Annotated in this window: 16 protein-coding genes; 7 read left to right on the top strand and 9 right to left on the bottom strand. The window is 67.3% G+C overall.

Annotated features, from left to right (window positions below):
• Window positions 1-30 precede the first annotated feature (30 nt).
• The 5 genes from M1K48_RS05025 (at window position 31) to M1K48_RS05005 (ending at window position 5,543) form a co-directional block, all read left to right on the top strand.
• The gene (locus tag M1K48_RS05025; protein ID WP_249505185.1) at window positions 31-1,050 is read left to right on the top strand and encodes a 2-oxoacid:ferredoxin oxidoreductase subunit beta; all 1,020 of its coding nucleotides are present in this window, start codon (window positions 31-33) and stop codon (window positions 1,048-1,050) included.
• Window positions 1,051-1,135: 85 nt separating this feature from the next.
• Window positions 1,136-1,801 (top strand): polyamine aminopropyltransferase, encoded by a 666-nt coding sequence (locus M1K48_RS05020; protein ID WP_249504759.1) that lies wholly within the window; start codon window positions 1,136-1,138, stop codon window positions 1,799-1,801.
• On the top strand, window positions 1,802-2,773 hold the full coding sequence (locus tag M1K48_RS05015) for a metal-dependent hydrolase (protein WP_249504758.1): 972 nt from the start codon (window positions 1,802-1,804) through the stop codon (window positions 2,771-2,773).
• Between the two features lie 34 nt (window positions 2,774-2,807).
• Window positions 2,808-4,160: a cryptochrome/photolyase family protein gene (locus M1K48_RS05010; RefSeq protein WP_249504757.1), complete on the top strand. Its 1,353-nt coding sequence runs from the start codon at window positions 2,808-2,810 to the stop codon at window positions 4,158-4,160.
• An 87-nt stretch (window positions 4,161-4,247) separates the two neighbouring features.
• Entirely contained in the window at window positions 4,248-5,543 is a 1,296-nt protein-coding gene (locus M1K48_RS05005) for an SAM-dependent methyltransferase (protein ID WP_249504756.1), read from the top strand.
• Here the strand turns inward: M1K48_RS05005 and M1K48_RS05000 are convergent.
• Window positions 5,540-6,247, bottom strand: a complete 708-nt coding sequence (locus M1K48_RS05000; protein WP_249504755.1) for an SDR family NAD(P)-dependent oxidoreductase — start codon at window positions 6,245-6,247, stop codon at window positions 5,540-5,542. The genes M1K48_RS05005 and M1K48_RS05000 overlap by 4 nt on opposite strands.
• A 107-nt stretch (window positions 6,248-6,354) precedes the next feature.
• On the opposite strand from M1K48_RS05000, the gene rmuC reads away from it, so the two are divergent.
• Window positions 6,355-7,932: a DNA recombination protein RmuC gene (gene rmuC, locus M1K48_RS04995; protein ID WP_249504754.1), complete on the top strand. Its 1,578-nt coding sequence runs from the start codon at window positions 6,355-6,357 to the stop codon at window positions 7,930-7,932.
• 5 nt (window positions 7,933-7,937) lie between these two features.
• On the opposite strand, the gene M1K48_RS04990 is transcribed toward rmuC, so the two are convergent.
• From M1K48_RS04990 to M1K48_RS04955, 8 genes are all read right to left on the bottom strand, one after another.
• Window positions 7,938-8,315, bottom strand: coding sequence for a COG3650 family protein (locus M1K48_RS04990; RefSeq protein WP_249504753.1), 378 nt, complete (start codon window positions 8,313-8,315; stop codon window positions 7,938-7,940).
• Between the two features lie 66 nt (window positions 8,316-8,381).
• Window positions 8,382-9,176 (bottom strand): TrmH family RNA methyltransferase, encoded by a 795-nt coding sequence (locus M1K48_RS04985; protein WP_249505184.1) that lies wholly within the window; start codon window positions 9,174-9,176, stop codon window positions 8,382-8,384.
• A 3-nt stretch (window positions 9,177-9,179) separates the two neighbouring features.
• Window positions 9,180-9,455 (bottom strand): HPr family phosphocarrier protein, encoded by a 276-nt coding sequence (locus M1K48_RS04980; RefSeq protein ID WP_249504752.1) that lies wholly within the window; start codon window positions 9,453-9,455, stop codon window positions 9,180-9,182.
• Window positions 9,452-9,859 (bottom strand): PTS sugar transporter subunit IIA, encoded by a 408-nt coding sequence (locus M1K48_RS04975; protein WP_249504751.1) that lies wholly within the window; start codon window positions 9,857-9,859, stop codon window positions 9,452-9,454. Before M1K48_RS04975 ends, M1K48_RS04980 begins: the two co-directional genes overlap by 4 nt.
• Before the next feature lies 1 nt (window position 9,860).
• On the bottom strand, window positions 9,861-10,763 hold the full coding sequence (gene rapZ / locus M1K48_RS04970; protein WP_257794167.1) for an RNase adapter RapZ: 903 nt from the start codon (window positions 10,761-10,763) through the stop codon (window positions 9,861-9,863).
• A gap of 29 nt (window positions 10,764-10,792) precedes the next feature.
• Entirely contained in the window at window positions 10,793-11,227 is a 435-nt protein-coding gene (locus tag M1K48_RS04965) for an HPr kinase/phosphorylase (RefSeq protein WP_249504750.1), read from the bottom strand.
• A complete protein-coding gene (locus M1K48_RS04960; RefSeq protein ID WP_249504749.1) occupies window positions 11,224-12,792 on the bottom strand; it encodes a sensor histidine kinase in 1,569 nt (522 codons plus the stop codon). Before M1K48_RS04960 ends, M1K48_RS04965 begins: the two co-directional genes overlap by 4 nt.
• Complete coding sequence (locus M1K48_RS04955; protein WP_249504748.1) at window positions 12,785-13,510, bottom strand: response regulator transcription factor; 726 nt, start codon at window positions 13,508-13,510, stop codon at window positions 12,785-12,787. Before M1K48_RS04955 ends, M1K48_RS04960 begins: the two co-directional genes overlap by 8 nt.
• Before the next feature lie 169 nt (window positions 13,511-13,679).
• Here M1K48_RS04955 and M1K48_RS04950 point away from each other — a divergent pair, with 169 nt between their 5' ends.
• The gene (locus M1K48_RS04950; protein ID WP_249504747.1) at window positions 13,680-15,287 is read left to right on the top strand and encodes a phosphoenolpyruvate carboxykinase; all 1,608 of its coding nucleotides are present in this window, start codon (window positions 13,680-13,682) and stop codon (window positions 15,285-15,287) included.
• Window positions 15,288-15,302 lie beyond the last annotated feature (15 nt).

The raw sequence follows: 15,302 nt of genomic DNA, 5'->3' as shown, positions 1-15,302 counted from the left end.
GATGATCTACCTCTTCTACGGACGCTGATGATGAACGAGCTGACGACCATCGAGAAGACCACCGCCAAGGACTGGGCATCCGACCAGGAAGTGCGCTGGTGCCCGGGCTGCGGCGATTATGCGGTGCTGAAGGCCGTCCAGCGGACCATGCCCGACCTCGGCGTGGCGCGCGAAAAGACCGTGTTCGTCTCGGGCATCGGCTGCTCCAGCCGCTTTCCTTATTACATGGAGACCTACGGCTTCCACACCATCCACGGCCGCGCGCCGGCGGTGGCGACCGGGGTCAAGCTGGCGAACCCTGATCTCGACGTATGGATCATCACCGGTGACGGCGACGCGCTCAGCATCGGCGGCAACCACACCATGCACCTGCTGCGCCGCAACCTCGATTGCCAAGTGCTGCTGTTCAACAACGAAATCTACGGCCTGACCAAGGGCCAATATTCGCCCACCAGCCGTGTCGGCACCCGTAGCCCGTCGACCCCGTTCGGCTCGGTCGACACCCCCGCACGCCCCTGCGCCTTCGCGCTCGGCGCCGGTGCCCGTTTCGTGGCCCGCGGGATCGACGTCCACAAGTCGCTTCCCGACGTGCTCAAGGCCGCCCACGCCCACAAGGGCACGGCGTTCGTCGAGATCTTCCAGAATTGCGTCGTCTACAATGACGACGTCTTCGCCCCCTTTACCGCCCGCGACGTCGCGAGCGAAATGCAGCTGTGGCTCAAAGCTGGCGAGCCGATGCTGTTCGCCGGCGGCACCAAGGGCATTGCCTTCGACACCGCGACCCTGGCGCTCAAGGTCGTCGCCGCCGATGATCCCGCGGTTCTGGTTCACGACCCGAAGAACCGCACGCTCGCGCACCTGCTGGTCGAAATGCCCCCGGTCGGCTTCCCGGTCGCGCTCGGCGTTGTCTACGACGATCCCGCCCCGACCTTCGAAGCCTCGGTCCTGCAGCAGAACCAGGCGATTGCTCAAGGCAAGAAGCCCGACCTCCAGGCGCTGGTCGCCAAGGGCCAGAGCTGGATGGTCGAAAAGGAACCGCGGGCCGAATAGCCGCTTGTGCCCTTGCGAAGGCAGGGGTGCAGTTTTCCCTTCATTCAAGGCACTGGGCTCAGGCCTTCGCCGGAGCACATCTTTCATGAATCCCCGTGAACTTCTCGCCACTGCCCAGATCCCCGGCGGTGACGAAATGCGCCTCTATCGCCGCGGCGACGACCACATGATCCTGCTCGAGCGGACCGAGCTCATGTCGACCCGGATGAGCGGCTCGGAGGAAGCGCTTGCGACCCTGACCGCCCAACGGCTCGGTACGAAGCCCGGGCAGCGCTGGCTGATCGGCGGCTACGGCATGGGATTCACCCTGCGCGCGGCGCTGAAGGCTTTGCCGGCCGACGCCGAGGTCACCGTTGCCGAACTGGTGCCCGAGATCATGGACTGGGCCAAGGGACCGATGGAGGCGCTCAACGCCGCCGGCCTCGCCGACAAGCGGACCCGGATCCACATGGGCGACGTCGCCGAGCCGATCCGCGAAGGCGGCTGGGACGCGATCCTGCTCGACGTCGACAACGGCCCCGACGCTTTGGTCCGCGCAGCCAACCAATGGCTGTACGAACCCGGCGGCTTGTCGATCACCAAGAAGGCGCTGAAGCCCGGCGGCGTGCTCGCCATCTGGTCGGCCGGCTCCGACTCCCGGTTCAGCAAGACCCTGCTTCAGGCCGGTTTCCGGGTCGAGGAACAGGAAGTGCGCGGCCGTTCCAACGGCAAGGGTCCGCATCACTTCATCTGGTTCGCCTCGCTCCGCTAGATGGACAATCTCACCCACAGCCTGGCCGGCGCCCTGCTCGGGCAGATGGGGCTGAAGCGCGCCAGCCGCTTCGCCCTGGCCGGCTGCATCCTTGGCGCCAATGCGCCCGATATCGATGTCATCGCACCGCTGTTCCTGCCGGTCGACAACATCGCCTTCCACCGCGGGCCGACCCACGCGCTGTTCGGCCTGCCGGTGATGGCCGCGGGTACCGTCGCGCTGCTGTGGCTGGTCGACCGCCTCCGCCCGAGCAAACCGGGCACCACGCCGTTCCGCGCCTGGCCCTTGTTCCTCGTCACCTTGCTGGCGGTGATCAGCCACCCGTTCCTCGACTGGCTGACGACCTACGCCGTCGCCTTCTTCGCGCCGCTGGGCGATCGCTGGTATTCAGCCAACGCCATCTTCATTATCGACTGGGTCTACTGGATCGTCCTCGGGCTCGGCATCTGGCTGTCGGTCCGGCGCTGGCGGGCAGGGGCCGAGCGACCCGGCCGCCCGGCGATCATCGCCGGCAGTATCCTCCTCCTCTACATCGCCGCCAACGTCGCATGGAGCGCGCATGCCGAGCAGACCCTTGCCGCAGCGCTCCGCCAGCGCGGGATCCAGCCCCGCCTGATTGTCGCCAGCCCGCCGCCCTTCGCCTTCTGGCAGCGCGGCATGGCCTGGCGCAGCGACACCCAATGGGGCGCCGGCAGCTTCTCGCCCGGTATCGGCCTCCAGCTCGAGCCCGCAAGCTACCCGCTCGGCCTCGACGATCCGCGCTTCCTCCACGCCCGCGCGGCAAGCCGCCAGGTCCGGTCCTTCCTCTACTGGTCGCGGATGCCGATCGTGGTCGAGGTCGCCGGCCGCCCGGTCCTCACCGATCAGCGCTATTATCGCGCGCTCGACGACGACAGCGTTCCCGCCGCCATCCGCCGCCGCGCCCCGACCGCCAGCTTCCAGGTCCCGCTCGACCTGCCCTCACGGCCATAGTGCCTTTGTCCGGCCCAGCGCGTTCATGGGCGTGATGGCTTCTCCCCAACTCGTCTGGTTCCGCCAGGACCTCCGCACCGTCGACCAGCCCGCGCTCCGCGCCGCGGCCGAGCGGGGGCCGACGGTCGGCCTCTACGTCCTCGACGACGAAACCCCAGGCAAATGGAAGATCGGCGGCGCCCAGCGCTGGTGGCTCCACCACAGCCTCGAAGCCCTCGCGCAGGACCTCGAGAAGCTCGGCTCGAGCCTCATCTTGCGCCGTGGCCGCTCGTCGCTCGTCGTTCCCGCGGTAGCCAAGGAACTCGGCGCCAGCGGAATCCACGCCACCCGTCACTACGAACCCTGGTGGCGCGAAGCCGAATGCGAGCATGGCGACTTCGCCATGCTCCACGACGGCGACGTGCTCCACGAACCCGACTCCATTCGCTCGGGCGCTGGCGCCCCGTTCAAGATTTACGGCCCCTTCTACCGCGCGCTCGAAACCCACATGCCCCCGCCCGAGCCGCTTCCCGCCCCGAAGCTGGACAGGCCCGCCAAGCTGCCCAAAAGCGACAAGCTCGCCGACCTCGACCTTCTGCCGACGAAGCCCGACTGGTCCGGCGGCTTCTCCGACTGGGAGCCCGGCAGTAGAGGCGCGGCGAAGCAGCTGCGCCACTTCGTCGACCATGCCGGAGACTATGCCGGCCACCGCGACCTTCCCGCTGAGGACGCCACCAGCCGCTTGTCGCCCCATCTCCACCATGGCGAGCTCAGCCCGCGCCAGCTCCTCCATGCGCTCGGCGGCAAGGGCGGCGAGAAATTCCGCCGTGAGCTCGCCTGGCGCGACTTCAGCCGCTCGGTCGCGCTCTCCGACCCGGACGTCGGCGAGAAATCGCAGCGTCCGCTCGGCCTCACCACCCGCCACGGCAAGGCCGCCGACGCCGACTTCACCGCCTGGACCCGCGGCCGCACCGGCTATCCGCTGGTCGACGCCGGGATGCGCCAATTGTGGGAAAGCGGTTGGATGCACAATCGCGCCCGGCTGGTCACCGCCAGTTTCCTGTGCAAGCACCTGCTGATCGACTGGTGGCGCGGCGCCGACTGGTTCTGGGACTGCCTGGTCGACGCGGACTATGCCAACAACAGCCAGAACTGGCAGTGGGTCGCGGGCACCGGGTTCGACAGCCAGCCCTTCTACCGGATCATGGCCCCGCTCGGCCAAAGCGAGAAATTCGCCGCCGCCGACTATGTCCGCCGCTGGGTGCCCGAACTCGCCAAGCTGTCCGACGCCGACATCCACGACCCGTGGGGCAGGGGGGTCGCACCCGCCGACTATCCCGAGCCCCTGATCGGCCACAAGGAAGCCCGCGAACGCGCGCTCGAGGCGTTCAAGAAGCGCACCAACTGATCTAGCTCTCGTTCGCCCTGAGCGAAGTCGAAGGGCCTTGCGCAAGCGTCCTCGACTTCGCTCGGCACAAGCGGATAGGGAAGGGCCATGGCCTCCCGCGGTTCGCATCTCCTTCACGCCGACCGCAGCTTCGTCACCGGCGTCGGCCTGCTCGGCCGCCTCGCCGCCCCGGCCTTCGCCCGCATCCTCGACCAGCTCCACGACCGCCTGCGCGAGGGCGGCATCCACGGCACGCTTCCCGACGGCACCCCCCGCCGGATCGGTTTCCATGCCCCCGGGCCCGAGCCGGTAGTCACGCTCCACAGCTGGCGCGCGCTGGTCCGCCTCGCGACCAGCGGCAGCGTCGGCTGGTACAAGGCCTGGGCGAACGGCGAATGGTCCTCGCCCGACCCGGTGCCCCTGTTCGACCTGTTCATGCGCAACGCCGTCAGCCTTGCCGGCACCGCCCGCGCCAAGGGCCCGTTCCGCCTCGTCAACTGGCTCGCCCACCAATGGCGCGACAATGCCCCCGGCCAGGCCCGCCGCAACATCGCCGCCCACTACGACCTCGGCAACGACTTCTACGCCGCCTGGCTCGACCCAAGCATGAGCTATTCGAGCGCGATGTTTCAGAAACCGCTTGTGCCGAGCGAAGTCGAGGCACGCCCCTCGACTACGCTCGGGGCTAACGGCTCTCTGGAAGTTGCCCAGCACGTCAAGATCGCAGCAATCCTCAACCGCCTCAATCTAAATGAAAACTCGGCTCTGCTCGAAATCGGCTGCGGCTGGGGCAGCCTTGCGCTCGCCGCCGCCCGCCGCGGTGCCCACGTCACCGGGCTCACCCTCTCGACCGAGCAGAAGGCCTGGGCCGAAGCCCGCATTCGCGCCGAGGGCCTGTCCGACCGGATCACCATCCTCCTCGAAGACTATCGCGACCACGCCGGCAGCTACGACGCGCTCGCCTCGGTTGAGATGGTCGAGGCGGTCGGCCAGCGCTGGTGGCCCGCCTATCTCGACACCATCGCCCGCACCCTGCGCCCCGGTGGCCGCGCCGCGCTGCAGTATATCACCATCCGCCCCGAACTGTTCGACGCCTATGCCGCCAGCGCCGACTTCATCCAGACCTACATCTTCCCCGGCGGCATGCTGCTCCACGAACCGCGCTTCCGCGCGCTGGCGGCCGACCGCGGCCTCGCCTGGCACGATCCCCATGCCTTCGGCCTCGACTATGCCGAAACGCTTCGCCTGTGGCGCGACAAGTACGACATCGCGGTCGAAGCCGGCCGCCTCGCCGACTTCAGCCCCCAATTCCACGACTTGTGGCGCTATTATCTGATGTATTGCGAAGGCGGCTTCCGCGGGCAGGGCATCGACGTCGCCCAGGTCACGCTGGTCAAAGCCTAAGCGTCGACCCGCACCTTCGCGCCGCTCTCGCGCTCTTCGCTCAGCAACTGCACCAACCGCTCGGCCACTACCTCGGGCGCCTTCACCGCGACCGGGTCCTCGCCCGGAAACGCCTTGGCCCGCATCTGCGTCCGCGTCGCGCCCGGATCGAGCACCGTCACGCGCAGCTTGCCCGAAAACGCCGTCTCGTCGGCATATGCGCCGAGCAAGGTCTCCAGCGCCGCCTTGCTCGACCCATAGGCCCCCCAGAAGGCGCGCGGGGTCGCCCCTACGCTGCTGGTCACTGCCACCACCTCGGCCTTGTCCGACGCCTTGAGCATCGGATCGAACGCCGCCAGCAGCGCCTGCGGGGCCAGCAGGTTGAGGTTGATCAGGCGGGTATACTCCTTGACGTCGATATGCTCGACCGGGGTCAGGCTGCCGAGCGTCGCGGCATTCAGCACCAGCAGGTCGAGCTTCTCCCAGCGCCCCGAAATGGCCTGAGCCAGCTTGCCGATATCCTCGGCCTTGGTGAGGTCGAGCGGAGCGATCGTCGCGCTTCCCCCGGCGGCATGGATCCGCTCTTCGACCTGCTCAAGCCCCGCCGCGGTCCGCGCGGTCAGGATCACGTGCGCGCCCTCACGCGCCAGCGCTTCGGCGATCGCCGCGCCGATCCCGCGGCTGGCTCCGGTGACGAGGGCGAGGCGGCCTTGCATCTTGCTCATGGCCGCGCGCCCTAGCCGAGCAGCCGCCCACGGCCAAGTCATTGTGCCGCGCCGCCCGCTCCGCTAGTTCTGTTTCTGTTCTCTTAAAGGCCAGGTGGGGGCGAGTCGTGGATGCGTTGATGATTGCAGTGCTGGTCGGGGTCGTCGCGGTCGCCGCCGTGCTGCTCGGCTGGTTCCTTGGCTCGCGCCCGGTCGGCGCCGCCCGTGCCGAAGCGAATGCCTCACGCGAACGGCTGACCGGTCTCGAGCGCGAACTGGCGGTCGCCTCCGATCAGGCCGGACGCCTGCGCCTCACCGAAGAAACCCTCAAGTCCGTCACCGAGGAACGCGACCGGGTGTCGGGCGAGCTCGCCGCTGCCCGCGTCCGCGCCGACCTCTACGCCGATCTCGAAACCCGCCACCGCGCGCTCCAGCAGGAAGCCCACACCATCCGCGGCGACATCGCGGGCGCTGAGGAGCGCCTCGGGCGCCTCGCCGAAGTCGAGCGCCTGCTCGACCTGCGCACCGCCGAACGCGACGAGGCCCGTCGCGCCAAGGCCGGGCTCGAGACCGAGGTGAAGAGCTTCGAGGAGCGCCTTACCGACCTCCGCAAATCGCGCGACGAGTTGATCACCCAATTCCGCGACGTCGGCGACAAATTGCTCGAAAAGGCACAGGTCGACTTTCTCGCCAAAGCCGACGAGCGGCTTCACAAGGCCGACCGCGAAAGCCAGGCCAAGCTACAGACCCTGCTCCAGCCCGTCTCCGACACCCTCAAGCGCTACGAGGAAGGCCTCCAGCGGGTCGAGGCCGAGCGCAAGGACAGCTATGGCGAGCTGCGCGGCGTGCTTGGCGAATTGCGTAAGGACAATGGGCAGGTCCGCGACGAGACTCGCAACCTCGTCAACGCCCTGCGCTCAAGCCCCAAGGCCCGCGGGCGGTGGGGCGAACAATCGCTCCGAAACGTCCTCGTCCAGGCCGGCCTCACCGAAGGCATCGACTTCGAAATGGAAGTCAGCCTCGAAACCGCCGACGGCCGCCTGCGTCCCGACGTCGTCGTCAACCTGCCCAGCAACCGCAAGCTGGTGATCGACGCCAAATGCTCGCTGAACGCCTTTCTCGACGCCTGCGACGAGGTCGACGACGAGAAGCGCCAGGCCTGCTTCAAGCTCCACGTCGCCTCGATGCGCAATCATGCGCAGGCGCTTGGTTCCAAGGATTATTGGGCGCAGTTCGGCGAGGCGGCCGACTATGTCATCATGTACATTCCGGGCGAACATTTCCTCACCGCTGCGCTCGAGCAGGATCCGCAATTGTGGGACTGGGCATTCGAACGCCGCGTCCTGCTGGCGACCCCGACCAACCTCGTCGCCATCGCCCGCACCGTCGCCAGCGTCTGGCGACAGGAGAAGATCACCGAGCAGGCCGAAGTCATCGCCGCGCTCGGCAAGGAACTGCACTCGCGCATCGCGACGATGGCCGAGCATGTCGTTCGCATGGGCCGCAACCTCGCCACCGCAAACGACGCCTACAACAAGATGGTCGGAAGCCTCGAAACCCAGGTCTTCACCCAGGCCAAGCGGTTCGAGGGTTTGGGATCGGGCAGCCAGAAGGAAATCGCTTCCCCGCCGATGATCGAAGTGGCGCCGCGCCCGCTGACCAAGCTCGCGCCCGCCGCCAACGACGAGGCGACGGCGGCAGAGTAGGGGGCTCAGATCGGCGTCGAGGACTCGATGGCGCTGCCGCAGCCCTCGAACGAGCGATCGTCGACCCGCACTTGCACTTTGTCGCGGTAAATCCGGTCGCTCATCCCGTCGCTGCAGCGCTGGCCGTGAACGATGTTGAGGTTGATTCGCCGTCCATGGTAGATATCCCCGGCAAAGCCATGGATCGGCTGCGGCTGCGGCTCGACGATCCGCACCCCCGGGGCATTGGCCTCGGTGAACACCATCTCCCGCCCGTTCAACTCAAGCGACCAGAACGGCTCGGTCCCGAGCGCACGATAGGTGGCTGCGGGCCCGGCTGGGGCCGTTGAAACGGTGGCGCAACCGGCGAGCAAGGCAATGGCGGCAAGGGAGAGGGCGCGCATCGGGACAGCCTTTCGATCATTCATCACGCGAAGGTAACGCTGCCAAGCTGAACGATCTCCGTCGCGCTAGCGCCAGCTCGCCCGGACGTGAAAGGCCATCACCGCCGCTGCCACCGCCGCATTCAGGCTGTCCGCCCGGCCCAGCATCGGCATCTTCACCAGCTGGTCGCATTCGGCTTCATAGGCCTCGGGCAGCCCGGCCTGCTCGTTGCCGACCAGAAGGAAGCAGGGCTGCTGGTAGCCAGCGTCGAGATAGTCGCTGTCGGTTTGCAGGCTGGTCCCGACCAGCTGCCCGGGCCCGCTGCGCAGCCACGGCAGGAAGCTGTCCCACGGTACCTGGACGATCTTCTGGGTGAAGATCGCCCCCATCGACGCCCGCACCGCCTCGACGCTGAACGGGTCGGCGCTGTCGTCTATCAGGATCAGCCCGCCCGCCGCGACGGCGTCCCCGGTGCGCAGGATGGTCCCGATATTCCCCGGATCGCGCAGCTTCTCGGCCACGAACCACAGTGGGGAGGCGTCGCGGTCGAGGTCGGCCAGGCCGAGACGCGGCTGGCGGTAGGCGCCGAGCAGCAGCGGCGGATTATCCTTGCCGCTCATCTTGGCCATGATCTCGTCGGGCACTACGATCGCCTCGGCCCCGGCCGCCTCGGCCTGGGCGACGATCTCGGCCGCCAGCGGGTGGATGTCGCCTTCGCCGCAGGCGACGATCTCGGGCAGCACGCCGACGTCGCGCGCCTCGGTCATGATCCGCAGCCCCTCGGCGAGGAACAGCCCCTCGACCCGCCGCGCCTTCTTCTCGCGCAGGGAGCGGAGGCGCTTGACGGTATCGTTGCTGAAGGAAGTGATGTGGCGGGGCAGGGCCTATTCCTCCCCGAACTTGTCCTCGACCAGCCGGGTCAGCTGCGCCACCGCCTCGTCCGCCCCGTCGCCGCTGGCGCTGATCTCGATCGAGTCGCCCCGCGCCGCGCCGAGCATCATCAGCCCCATGATCGACGTCCCGCACACGCGGTTGCCGTCCTTGGCGACTTCGACCGGGGTGCCGAGCTGGCTGGCGAGCGTGACGAACTTGGCGCTCGCCCGGGCATGCAGCCCGCGCTTGTTCTCGATCAGGACGGTGCGGCTGATGGCGCTGCTCAAGCCGCCGCCTCGCCCAGGATTTCGGACGCGACCGAGATATACTTGCGCCCGGCCTCGCGCGCTGCCGCCACCGCCGCACGGACGTTCATTGCCTTGCGCGCGCCTTCAAGCCGGATCAGCATCGGCAAATTGACCCCCGCGATCACTTCGATGTCGCCAGTCTTCATCAGGCTGATCGCCAAGTTCGACGGGGTCCCGCCGAACAGGTCAGTGAGGATGATCACGCCCGACCCGCTGTCGACACGGGTGATGGCTTCGGCGATGTCCTTGCGGCGCGCCTCCATGTCGTCTTCGGGGCCGATGCAGATGCCGGCAACCGCTTCCTGCGGTCCCACCACATGCTCCATCGCCACGATGAACTCGGCCGCCAGGCGGCCGTGGGTCACCAGCACTAATCCAATCATTTCAGCGCTTCTCAGGTCCTTCGATGCGCGACTGGCCCAGTTCAAGAGAATCATCGGGGCGAAGCGCTAAGTCTCGATGACGGATATTCGGCGAAAAGCCGCGCGCACGCAACCGCTCGCCCATCGCAAGCGCCGCAGCCACGGAACGGTGTCTCCCGCCGGTACAGCCGAACGCCACTCCGACATAGGCTTTCCCGGCCTCCCAGTAGCGCGGGAGCAGGAAGGCGAGCAGCTCCTCGGTCCGGCCCATGAACTCCTCCGACCCGTCCTGCGCGGACACGAAGTCGGCGACCGGCGCATCGGCACCGGTCAGCGGTCGCAATTCTTCGACCCAATGCGGATTGGGCAGGAAGCGCAGGTCGAACACCAGGTCGGCGGTGCGGCTGATCCCCCGCGCGAAGCCGAAACTGGTGAGGGTGAGCACAAGTTCGTCACCTTCCTCGCCATAGCGCCGCCGCAACTCGTCGCGCAGGTCGGCAGGCTTGAAGTCGGTGGTGTCGAGCACTGCATCGGCCGCAAGGCGAAGCGCGGCCGTAAGATTGCGTTCACGCGCGATGCCATCCTCGGCCGGCCGATCGGGCGCCAGCGGGTGCCGGCGGCGGGTCTCGCCATAGCGGCGGGCAAGCTCGGCACCGGTGGCATCGAGATAGAGGATTTCCGCCCGCGCCCCGGACACGGAGTCGACAAGGGAGGGGAGGGCGTGCGGATCGAAGCCCCGGCTGCGCGCATCCATGCCGACCGCGACATGGATCGAACCGGCCGTGCGATCGGAGCGATGGACAAAGTCGTGAAGCAGGCTGGTAGGAAGATTGTCGACCGTGTCCCAGCCCATGTCCTCCAGCGCGTTGAGGGCCGAGGATTTGCCCGCGCCGGACATGCCGGTGACCAGCAGCAGGCGCGGCAATCTCTTGTGCGGAGGGAGCGGCCTGGCGGTCACTGCAATCCGAAGCGATCAAGCGCAAGTGACACCTTGGACGGTGCGGATGCCGTTTGCGCATCGACGCTGATCAGCGGGACGCGCAGGCCGCAGATCGTCCGTTCGCGCGATTCGTCGGGGAAGCGCTGGACGCTGCTGGTCAGCTCGACCACCAGCGCGACCGGGACATCCTCGACCACCGGCATCGGCACGATCCCCAGTCCCCGTATCTCGAGCTTTCCGCTGATGCTCGGCGGGGCACTGGCGTAGAGGCGCGCCTCGCGCTTCTGGACGATGGTCTGATCATCGGAAACCAAAGTGAAGCCGCGGTCGATCAGTTGCAGCGCCAGGTCGGACTTTCCGGAACCGGAAATACCGGTGATCAGCACTCCCCGGCCGCCAAGGGCCACCGTGCTGGCGTGGAGCGTTTCGCTGGACAGGCGCAGGCTCATGCCTGTTCCTCCACGCCGGTGCTCGCCGCCGGAAGGCGGATGGTGAAGCGGGCGCCGGAAGGCGCGTCGTCGCGGTCGGCCACGTCAATCTCCCCGTCATGGCCCTTCACGATCGCGCGTGCGATCGCAAGGCCAAGTCCCGAATGGCGACCGAAATCGTCGCTCTCGGGCCTTACTGAAACGAAGCGGTTAAAGATGGCTTCACGGGCGGACTGCGGAACCCCGGGGCCCTCATCGTCGATCCGGATCCGGACGTCGTCGCCCACCGCGGTGACCGCCACCTCGACCAGGCCGGTCGGGGGCGAGAAGCTGACCGCATTGTCGATGAGATTGTCGACCGCACGGGCGAGGCGCCCGGGCTCAGCCATCACGATCGCCGAGGCGGCGCGCGGCCGGGCGAAGGCGATGCGGACGTTACCGGTCAGCCGCCGGTCCTCCCACCCGCTGCAGATCTGGCCGACGAGGTCGCCGAGATCGACGGGTTCGAAGGCCACGCGCGCAAGCTCGGCATCGGTCCGCGCCGCCTCGCCGATGTCGCCGATCAGGCGGTCGAGGCGGTGCACGTCCTGGCGCACCACATCGAGCAGCTGGCACCGCAGCTTGGGGTCCTCGATCCGGTCTAGCCCATCGACCGCGCTGCGCAGGGAGGCGAGAGGGTTCTTGAGTTCGTGGGTCACATCCGCCGCAAAGGCATCGAGATTGTCCATCCGCTGGCGCAGGGCCTGGCTCATGTCGCTGACCGCCCGGGCGAGCAGCCCGATCTCGTCCTTGCGGCGATTGAAGCGTGGCACGTTGACCTCGCGCGAGCGACCGAGCCGAACGCGGTGCGCGGCCAGCGCAAGGCGACGCAGGGGGCGGGCGATCGTACGGGCGAGGAACAGCGACAGCAGCAGGGAGAATAGCGCAGCGGCGAGCAGTCCGGCGGCAAGCTTGGTCCGCTCCTGCCGCACAATCCGCGTGAAGTTGCGGTCATTGGCGGTGACCAGCACCAGTTCGCCGGCAGCGGTTCGCGCCGCCGCCGACAGAACGGGGGTAAGGTCGGGCGCGTTGCGGACCGCCGCGGCGGTGCCTCCGCTGCGCAACGCTTCCTGCGCCTCGGGCCAGGACTGCACGCGATCGATCGAGGGTTCGACGAAGTCCGGCAGGCTCCGTTCGCCGACAATGAAGTTGAAGGCCCGGTCGATGGCGCGGGCCGCCTCCTTAGTCCAGCGCTGGGTAGAGGGGTCGCGCAGGACATAGCTTGGCCGGGCGCCTCGCCAGCTGTCGTGCCGAAGATTGCCGTCGCGACCGTAAAGGCGAACCCTGGCTCCGGTCGCGCTTCCGATGTCGCCGAGCAGCATCGGCACGTTCGCCGGCGCGATCTTGGGCACGGCCGTCGCTGCCAGTTCGGCCAGGTTGCGGGTCTGCGCCTGCCGCTCGTCGCGCAGCTGGTTGCGGAAGCTGTCGAGGAACAGCAGCGCCAGCGCCAGCACCAGCAGGATGATCAGGTTGACGCCAAGAATGCGGTGGGAGAGCCGCCACGGCATGGTCCGGCGCAGCCGCCCGGCCGTGGCGGGATCAGCCATCGCTGAAACGGTACCCGACGCCGTACAGCGTTTCGATCGCATCGAACTGCGGATCGGCGGCGCGGAACTTGCGGCGGATCCGCTTGATGTGGCTGTCGATCGTGCGATCGTCCACGAACACGTCCTCCTGATAGGCGACGTCGAGCAGCTGGTTGCGGTTCTTGACGACGCCCGGGCGCTGCGCAAGCGTCTCGAGGATCAGGAATTCGGTCACGGTCAGGGTCACCGGCCGGCCGCTCCACAAAACCTGGTGCCTGGCGGGATCGAGCGACAGGCGGCCCCGCTCGATGATCGCAGCCGCCACTTCGTCGGAAACGGCGGGAGCGGTGGCGCGGGCCATGTCGGCGCGGCGCAGGATGGCGCGGATGCGGGCGATCAGCAGGCGCTGGCTGAACGGCTTGGCGATGTAATCGTCGGCGCCCGCGGCAAGCCCGTGCGCCTCGTCCTGTTCCTCGTCCTTGGAGGTCAGGAATATGACGGGCATGGCGGCCGCCGCGCCGCCGCCCGCCCGCAAAGCTGAAAGCAGGGCAAGGCCATCCATCCCGGGCATCTTGATGTCGAACACGCCAAGGTCTGCGGGATTGTCGCCAAGCGCCTTGAGCGCGCTCGTGCCGTCTGGATAAAGCCGGGTGACGAAGCCTTCGGCCTGCAGGGCGATCGAGACCGAGGTGAGGATGTTGCGGTCGTCGTCGACCAGCGCGATCACGGGAGCGGTCATGGCTTCAGCGCCTAGCCCACTGACCCGCAATGCGACAAGTGAGGGACCCTCGTTTGACCGTCGCAACCTTTTGCGGGCATAGGCCGTTCACCTCACCGCATACGTATGCGGCGGCGGCTTCCATCCAGGAGGTGCGCCGCCGCTCGCCCATGAGAAAAGGGAAATCAGAGTGACGAACAGGGTTCCATCTTACGGTCTCGACTCGCAAGGTATCGCGACGTCGGCCAGCATCCACTGGAATCTCGTCACCGCGCCTCTCTACGAAGCTGCCGTCCGCCGTAACGAGGGCATGACCGCCAAGGATGGTCCGCTGGTCGTCAAGACCGGCCGCCACACCGGGCGCAGTGCGCAGGATCGCTTCATCGTTCGCGACGATACCACCGAAAGCAACATCTGGTGGGGCAAGTCGAACAAGCCGATGGACCCGGCCGCGTTCGACCGCCTGCACGAGGATTTCCTCGCCGCGCTCGGCCAGAAGGAAGAACTGTTCGTCGCCGACCTGTTCGGCGGATCGCAGCCCGAACATCGCGTCAACGTCCGCGTTGTCAACGAATATGCCTGGCACAACCTGTTTATCCGTACGATGCTGGTCCGCCCGGAAAGCGCCGACCTGCCGGGCTTCACGCCCGATTACACGATCGTCGATCTGCCGAGCTTCCGCGCCGATCCGGAGCGTCACGGCTGCCGCTCGGAGACAGTGATCGCGATCAACCTCACCAAGAAGCTGATCCTGATCGGCGGAACCGAATATGGCGGGGAGATGAAGAAGAGCGTTTTCGGGCTCTTGAACTATCTGCTGCCCGAGGCCGGCATCATGCCGATGCACTGCTCGGCCAATATCGGCCCGGATGGCGACACGGCGGTGTTCTTCGGTCTCAGCGGCACCGGCAAGACGACCCTGTCGGCCGACCCCAACCGCACGCTGATCGGCGATGACGAGCACGGTTGGTCGGACACCGCGGTCTTCAATTTCGAGGGCGGTTGCTACGCCAAGATGATCCGTCTGTCGGAAGAAGCCGAGCCCGAGATCTTCGCGACCACCAAGCGCTTCGGCACGGTGCTCGAGAACGTGGTCATGGACCCCGACACCCGCGAGCTCGACCTCGACGATAACAGCCTGGCTGAGAATAGCCGTGGTGCGTATCCGATCGACTTCATTCCCAATTCTTCCGAGAAGAACATGGGGCCGGTGCCGCAGACGATCATCATGCTGACTGCCGACGCCTTCGGCGTGCTGCCTCCGATCGCGCGGCTGACCGCCGACCAGGCGATGTTCCACTTCTTGTCGGGCTACACCGCCAAGGTCGCCGGCACCGAAATCGGCGTGACCGAGCCAGAAGCCACCTTCTCGACCTGCTTCGGGGCGCCGTTCATGCCGCGTCACCCGAGCGTCTACGGCAACCTCCTCAAGGAGCGGATCGCCAAGGGTGGGGTGACCTGCTGGCTGGTCAATACCGGCTGGACCGGGGGCAAGTATGGCACCGGCAAGCGGATGCCGATCAAGGCGACGCGGGCGCTGCTCAATGCGGCGCTGGACGGAAGCCTCAACACCGCCGAGTTCCGCAAGGATTCCTACTTTGGGTTCGAGGTGCCGGTCGCGGTGTCTGGGGTTGACAGCGCCATCCTCGATCCGCGTTCGACCTGGGCCGACAAGGACGAGTTCGACCGCACGGCGGCCAAGCTGGTGGACCTGTTCTGCGACAATTTCGAGCAGTTCGCCGAGCATGTCGACGAAGGCGTCCGCCAGTGCGCTCCCAAGTTGGCGGAAGCGGCCTGACCGTCACAAAGTTCT

The organism is Sphingomonas glaciei, assembly GCF_023380025.1.
In the GTDB taxonomy this organism is placed as follows: Bacteria; Pseudomonadota; Alphaproteobacteria; order Sphingomonadales; family Sphingomonadaceae; genus Sphingomicrobium; species Sphingomicrobium glaciei.
Note: the sequence above shows the minus strand (reverse complement) of the source record. Positions and strands in the feature narration are given on the sequence as shown.